This is a genomic window from Candidatus Melainabacteria bacterium RIFOXYA2_FULL_32_9, from assembly GCA_001784615.1.
Classification (GTDB): Bacteria; Cyanobacteriota; Vampirovibrionia; order Gastranaerophilales; family UBA9579; genus UBA9579.
In genome coordinates this window covers 23,345-29,980 of sequence record MFRQ01000021.1, presented here as the reverse complement: position 1 = coordinate 29,980, position 6,636 = coordinate 23,345, and the positions used below count along the sequence as shown (strand labels likewise).

Below are 6,636 nucleotides of genomic sequence, written 5' to 3'. Positions count from 1 at the left end.
AAATCCTTTATGATTTTTTCCGCTGTCCTTAAGCTGTATATGCTTCTTCCTGGATTGCTACTCCTGCGATTTGAGTGTCAAGAACTGCAAGTTTCTTTAAAGGTCCTTTTCCAATTTTTTCTACTAATTTGGGAGACTGCTCAGATGCATTTGCAATAATTTGTTTAATTTCATTATAAATAGCATCACTATCATCTACGTACAATACTAATGGAGGCCCTACTATCTTTAAAAATATAAGTACAGGTCTTCTGGTTTTTACTGGTTGATTTGGATATGGCTGCATAGTAAATCTCCTTAAATCATTTATTAACAACATTATAAATTTAACAAACTAACTAATTTTGATATTCTTTAAACTAGTATATCACTCTATACTTATTCAACAAGTTGTTGTACAACAAAACTATATTAAAATTCACGCCATCGATATCCTTGATAGCGTGAAACTCAAACATGAGGTGGTTGTTGTGGACATTATTAATATTATTTCCTTTCTACATAACAATCATCCATCGTATAAATGAAAAATATTACGCCAATGCATTTTATTTTGTATTTTTTGCATAAGAAAACCCTAAACTTGTTAAAAACAAGTTTAGGGTTTTCTTAATTAATGAGTTTAACTTAAAATAGCCTTTCCTTTATTGGCAATGTATTTTTTGACAATTTCAATAATATCTTTTGGCAAGCAGGGTTTTGCCAGATATTCATCAAAACCATAGCTTAAAATCTTCTCTCTCATACCTTTCATAGCATGTGCTGTTAAAGCAACTATAGGAACCGTTTGATAGTTCTTAGTTTTCCTTAAAGTACTTATAATTTCATAACCATCCTTTTTAGGAACTGATAAATCCATTAAGACAAGATCATACTCGGAAGATTTAGCTGCTTTTAAGGCTTCTTCACCGTCATCAACACTGGTATAAATACAATCAGGTTCACAATAGCTAATAATTTCTTCTAACAATTCCCTATTATCAGGATCATCCTCAACAATGAGAATATTTTTCATTTCCACCATACAACCACCAAGTCCTAAGTAAAATTACTTATCTATAATATAATGTCTTTCTCAAATTGTAAAATTCGTAAAGAAGGCAGTATATAGTTTTATTAAACTAATTTATATAAAACTTATTTTTTTTTTATGTTAATCATCCCAAAATATTATTTTAACAGCAGCATATCAGGCAAATATCTATATAGTTCTGTATTTTGTGTCATTCAGAGCAAATATTATATCTAATACTATAGTACAATTGAAAATCAGACTAATATAATTTATAAATAATATTGATGAAATAATTATTAAAAAATGAAAGTTTTCTTACTATGGAAAATGTTGCTGAAGCAGTTAAAGACATTGTGGAAATTGTCGAACAATTCTATCTATTAAGAGTTGAGGACCTGACAAGGAAGCTGGAAAACATAAGGAGAATTAATGTAGATTCATTAGTAGATCTTATTCAGAATGAAGTAAATGAGAGTAAGATTAAAACAAAGCGAGATATTGTAAAATACGTTGAATCAATAATATTGGATTAAGAAAAAGCAGCTGATCGCTGCTTTTTCTTAATATCATAAAACTAAATTATTGATATTAAAACCCTTATAGCCGTAATCACAATAATAATAACCAATATTGCCTTTAATACTAAAGAAGGTAATTTATGGCTTGCAATAGCACCCAGTCTTGCTCCTAAAAAAGCCCCTAGAACAACAAATATTACTATATCGAAAGGAACCTGATTCGTAGCTATTTTACCAAGAAATGTGATTATTGCTGTAATTAATACTATATATGTAACATTACTTATGCTTGTTTTTAGAGACATTCCATAAAAACGAGACAAAATTGGTATAAATAAAACTGCTCCCCCAACACCTAATGCCCCTGCAAGTATTCCTGTTATAAAAGATGAAATGGGCACTAACACGGTTTTGCCTGATCTAACTGAATCTTTACCTTCCTGAGTTTCTCTCATTAATAAAGCCACTAAAGAAGTTACCAAAGTTATAAAATAAATAACGAGTAAAACATTTCCGGATACATATTTGGATAAAACTGAGCCAACTAAAGCTCCGATTCCTGCGCTTACCCCAACATCATACACAAGTCTCTTATCCATTAATCCGTATTTTCTATGCGAAAGAAAGGCAAAAAAACTTCCTGTAATAACTTGAACTGAGGAGATACCAGTAACTTCATTTACTGTTAAAGTACTATAGCCTAAGAGTGGCAAAATATACAGAAATACAGGAATAATGACAATTCCACCACCTACTGCCAATAAACCCGATAAAAATCCAGCCAAAAATCCTAAAATGATAATGATTAAAAAGAACACCGCACTAAATACTCCCTAATAACTATTATTCAGGGTATTAATCTTGTAAAGCCGCCTCGATTTTCTGTAAGTTAAATTCTGTAATCTCAATTATGGCATGCAACAGCATAGAAGCCACCAATACTTCATCTTTCCATTCATGAAAACCACAATTTGCAGGCAATATAGCTAAAGGATTATTTGGGAATTCTCTGCATATTTGTGGTCTATTTTCATAAATAGAGCACAAATTCTCATCAGTCACGTAAGGACAATGATAAAAATAAATCTTCTCATCAGCATCAAGTCGAGCCTCTACCATATCAATATATTCAGAATAAATTTCTCTGGCTTTTTCAATGCTGTCATATGGAATAAAAACACTTGTAAACTGCCTGGCAAAATTATCACCGTTTTGCGCTTTATGTTTTAATTCTTCATAAGAAAATTCAGAACTTGCAAGACGACAACAAGTGCCTGTTTTCTGACATTTAAATGTTTGCCTGTACTTTTCAATTTCATTTAGTTTTACCAGGATATCCCTTGATATTTCATTTTTAATCTTTTCAACAGCCTGTTTCTGCCAATCTTGATAACCACATTCTTCAGGCAATAATGTAGTTATTGAGGTAGGAAATTTACATAAAATACTTTTCCCACCTGTCAAAGTACATTTATTATTCTGTCCTATATGCCTACAATGATAAAAATATACAGGTCCCGGTAATTTTGAGAGTACAGATTTTACATAAGATTTATGCACTTGTGCAGCCAATTTATTATTTAAATCCAGATCAATCTGATTATTCTTTTCATAATTAAAAGCATCAGAGGCCCCATAAGGGACAAATAATCTTACATACTCAACTGAAATATTATCCTCTTCCTGGCTTAAACTATAAATTTCAGCTGGAGAAAGCCCGGTGTAACGAACTTTACAGCAAATTTTCTGGTTTGTACAAAAAGAATTAACCTTGAGACTATTAATCTGCTCCTTAAATCCTTCATTAGCCTTTAAAAATAACTCTCTATACAGAAGACGATTTTTTTTGTTCTCTAAATCAAGCTTATTCATTCTTACTTCCTTTATACCAATACTATACATTAAATGTATTTCATTGTTAAAACCTTCTAATTTTTCTAAATTCTTTATAACTTCAAGTTATTAATAAAACTAACAAAGTTTATTAATTCTCGATTTATTACAAAAAAAAATACCCTAAGAGCTTAGGGTAAAATTTATTAGGAAGGGAAGGAAGGGAAGGAATGTTATCTATATATATAAAGTATATATGAGCTCAATAATTGCAAAAAAAATTTATTTTCGTTACAAACTTTAACAACTATCTACTATCAACTAAAATAAGATTAAATATTAAAATATAAGTTAGAGAAAAATTAAAAATGACAGAGAAAATCAGACAAATAATTCAGCATTATAAAAAGAATAATTTAACTAAAATCAAAACTGATTTGTTAAACCTTTTATCCAATGCTGAATTGAAGGCCACAGCTCAGGCTCTTTTGGCTTTATTGTTTAATGAAATTTATCAGGAAATTCCTGCTAATATTCAACCTAATCAGAACTACTTTCTGGTAATAATTAACGGAAATGTCTTAAATCCAGGCTGTGAATCAAAAAAAGAAAATATATTAATCTATAAAAACAGGATTATAGCAACAAGCTCAAATATTCCTGATAACATCCAGGTTAAAGCCGATAATACTTATATAATTAATGCAAAAGGCTTGATTATTACACCGGGGCTTATCGACCAGCATATTCACGGTGGATACGAATGTGATTTTAACAAATCATCTATTGAGGACATGATTAATCTAGCCAAAAATCTTCCTCAACACGGCATCACATCAATTGTACCAACTATAATGACAGCTTCTGAATCCATAATCAAAGAGCAAATAAATAAAGTTAAGAAGGCTAAAGAGATCTTGCCTGATAACGCTACAAGATTTTTAGGAATTCACCTTGAAGGGCCGTATTTATCAGTTAAACATAAGGGAATCCAGCCGGAAAGTGAGATTTTACCGGCTGTAGTAGAAAACTTCAAGAAAATTGAAGATCCTGAAATAAAAATAGTATCTTATGCTCCAGAAGAAGATAAAGACTTTAAATTAACAAGATACTTAGCCAGCAAAAACATTATCCCATCAGCAGGTCATACAAGTGCATCAGCTGAAATTATAAAAGAAGCATCAAAGCTTGGATTAAAACAAGTTACTCATTTATTCAATGCTATGGCACCATTACATCATAGAAATCCTGGCATTATAGGTGAAGCCCTTACTAATAATAATCTTTACGTAGAAATAATTCCTGACGGACTACACTTGAATCCTATTACTATAGATATAGTCTTAAGAACCAAGCCTGAATCTAAGGTGATCTTTATCAGTGATAGTCTGCCATTGAATCAGGCAAACGACGATTCAATAATATTTGGCAATCAGCAGGTATTTAGAAAAGACAATATGGCAGTAAACGCAGATGGAACCCTTGCAGGAAGCCTTATTTTCCTTAATACAGCTATTAAAAATCTCATTAATTGGGAATTAGCAGACTTTTCTGATTGTTTGAGGTTTACCTCTTTAAATGCAGCGGAAAACTTAAACCAAAAAGAGCTAGGATATATTGATAAAGATAAACTTGCAGACCTTGTAATCTGGGATACCAAGAAAAATTATAAAATTAATACAACTATTATTAATGGGCAAATAGCTTTTAAACTTTAGCTGCTTCTTTTTGCATATCCGGAATCTCAGTCATTTCAGAAGCTTCAGTTTCTTTAGGCTGGAGGAAGATCGATAATACTATTGCAGCTAATGTGCAAACAATTGCACTGATAGCTAGAGTTGCTGGAATCTTGATATATTCAGCCGCTGCACCCACATAAATATTTCCTATAGGCGCAGTTCCACCAAATATTAACGACCATATACCCATTACTCTACCCCTGACTGAATCATCTACGCTCGATTGAATTATAGTAGTAGTGGCATTAAAATAAACCAGTGAGCCAAAGCCAGCTAAAGCAACTAGTATAAGCCCCATCCAATAAGTTTTACATAATGCTAATAGCATTATTGACAAGCTCAATATATATATTCCTAAATTGACCAGTCCTCTTTTTTGTGGACTATCTCCTAAATATGCAATAAATAAAGCACCAAACAAAGCACCGATGCCATTTGCTGAAACCAGAGCAGCATAACCTCTTTCACCTACATGAAATATGTCTTTTGCCATAACCGGAAATAAAATTCCATAAGACCAACCAAATATGCCAACTATAACCATTAAAACTAATAAATCAAAAATTAACCTATTATTTCTAACATACCTAAAACCACTGCCAATATACTGTACTACTGACTCAATATTCTGCCTTACTTGTATTTGTGGCAGTTTTATTTTAAATAAAGCCTGTAAAACAGCAGCATAACTAATTGTATTTAAGATAAAACACCAGACTATGCCAAACTTTGCCATTATAATACCAGCAAGTGCTGGGCCAATTATCCTTGCCATATTTACCATAGAAGAATTTAAGGCAATAGCGTTCATCAAATCTTTTTTTCCAACTATATCAATATAAAATGACTGCCTAACAGGTAAATCAATAGCAAAGATAATCCCTGATATTGATGCAAGCGCTATAATGTGCCAGATTTGAATAACATTAGAAACCACAAGAACAGCTAAAACAAAGGATAAAAGCATTGAAGAAATCTGTGTAGCAATTAATATCTTTTTCTTTGAATATTTATCAGCAAATACGCCACCTAAAACCGATAAAAATAACATAGGCAATGCAGATAAAGCACCAACAAGCCCAAGCAGCAATTTTGAACCTGTCATATCATAAACCAGCCAACTCAGAGCTGTTATTTGCATCCAGCTGCCTATCAGGGATATAGTTTGTCCAATAAAAAACTGCTTAAAATTCTCATGTTTTAAAGAAGCAAACGTTTTATAGATAAAATTTATATTCATAACAACAATTTAGTACACATAAAAAACAATTTCAACGCAGATCCCAGCTGGGTTATAAAGATTTTTCATATTTTTGTTTTTTGTGTAATTTTTAGACTTTTTAAGCAAATATTTCACCTTGTCATTCTTGCATATGACAAGGTGAAAAATACAGTTTATTGTTTTGCAATAATATCAATGCTTTCAGGTAATTTTAAAAAAATTCAAACAAAAGGGTTGACAAATACTAAATGCTAATTTAGAATAATTATAAATTAAGAATGATTCTAAATTAAGAGGGATAAAAATGAG

7 protein-coding genes are annotated in these 6,636 nt (G+C 31.3%); 2 read left to right on the top strand and 5 right to left on the bottom strand.

Going from position 1 to position 6,636, the window contains the following annotated elements; all coding sequences use genetic code 11:
• Positions 1-28: 28 nt before the first annotated feature.
• Complete coding sequence (locus A2255_03340) at positions 29-286, bottom strand: hypothetical protein (GenBank protein OGI23054.1); 258 nt, start codon at positions 284-286, stop codon at positions 29-31.
• A 336-nt stretch (positions 287-622) separates the two neighbouring features.
• Positions 623-1,015 (bottom strand): hypothetical protein, encoded by a 393-nt coding sequence (locus A2255_03335; GenBank protein OGI23056.1) that lies wholly within the window; start codon positions 1,013-1,015, stop codon positions 623-625.
• Between the two features lie 320 nt (positions 1,016-1,335).
• Here A2255_03335 and A2255_03330 point away from each other — a divergent pair, with 320 nt between their 5' ends.
• Positions 1,336-1,548 carry a hypothetical protein gene (locus A2255_03330; GenBank protein OGI23053.1) on the top strand — a complete coding sequence of 71 codons (213 nt, stop codon included), beginning with the start codon at positions 1,336-1,338 and terminating at the stop codon, positions 1,546-1,548.
• Between the two features lie 41 nt (positions 1,549-1,589).
• On the opposite strand, the gene A2255_03325 is transcribed toward A2255_03330, so the two are convergent.
• Both A2255_03325 and A2255_03320 read right to left on the bottom strand, forming a co-directional pair.
• On the bottom strand, positions 1,590-2,351 hold the full coding sequence (locus tag A2255_03325) for a hypothetical protein (protein OGI23052.1): 762 nt from the start codon (positions 2,349-2,351) through the stop codon (positions 1,590-1,592).
• 37 nt (positions 2,352-2,388) lie between these two features.
• The gene (locus A2255_03320; protein OGI23051.1) at positions 2,389-3,405 is read right to left on the bottom strand and encodes a hypothetical protein; all 1,017 of its coding nucleotides are present in this window, start codon (positions 3,403-3,405) and stop codon (positions 2,389-2,391) included.
• A 329-nt stretch (positions 3,406-3,734) separates the two neighbouring features.
• Between A2255_03320 and A2255_03315 the strand changes: the two genes are divergently transcribed.
• Positions 3,735-5,084, top strand: a complete 1,350-nt coding sequence (locus tag A2255_03315; GenBank protein ID OGI23050.1) for an N-acetylglucosamine-6-phosphate deacetylase — start codon at positions 3,735-3,737, stop codon at positions 5,082-5,084.
• On the opposite strand, the gene A2255_03310 is transcribed toward A2255_03315, so the two are convergent.
• Positions 5,074-6,345, bottom strand: a complete 1,272-nt coding sequence (locus A2255_03310; GenBank protein ID OGI23049.1) for a hypothetical protein — start codon at positions 6,343-6,345, stop codon at positions 5,074-5,076. The two genes, A2255_03315 and A2255_03310, sit on opposite strands and share 11 nt — an antisense overlap.
• Positions 6,346-6,636: the final 291 nt, after the last annotated feature.

What these genes read in the sequence shown, in the direction of transcription:
- A2255_03335 (OGI23056.1), bottom strand. Translation starts at nt 1,015, where the DNA reads ATGAAAAATATTCTCATTGTTGAGGATGATCCTGATAATAGGGAATTG.
- A2255_03330 (OGI23053.1), top strand. Translation starts at nt 1,336, where the DNA reads ATGGAAAATGTTGCTGAAGCAGTTAAAGACATTGTGGAAATTGTCGAA.
- A2255_03320 (OGI23051.1), bottom strand. Translation starts at nt 3,405, where the DNA reads ATGAATAAGCTTGATTTAGAGAACAAAAAAAATCGTCTTCTGTATAGA.
- A2255_03310 (OGI23049.1), bottom strand. Translation starts at nt 6,345, where the DNA reads ATGAATATAAATTTTATCTATAAAACGTTTGCTTCTTTAAAACATGAG.
- A2255_03340 (OGI23054.1), bottom strand. Translation starts at nt 286, where the DNA reads ATGCAGCCATATCCAAATCAACCAGTAAAAACCAGAAGACCTGTACTT.
- A2255_03315 (OGI23050.1), top strand. Translation starts at nt 3,735, where the DNA reads ATGACAGAGAAAATCAGACAAATAATTCAGCATTATAAAAAGAATAAT.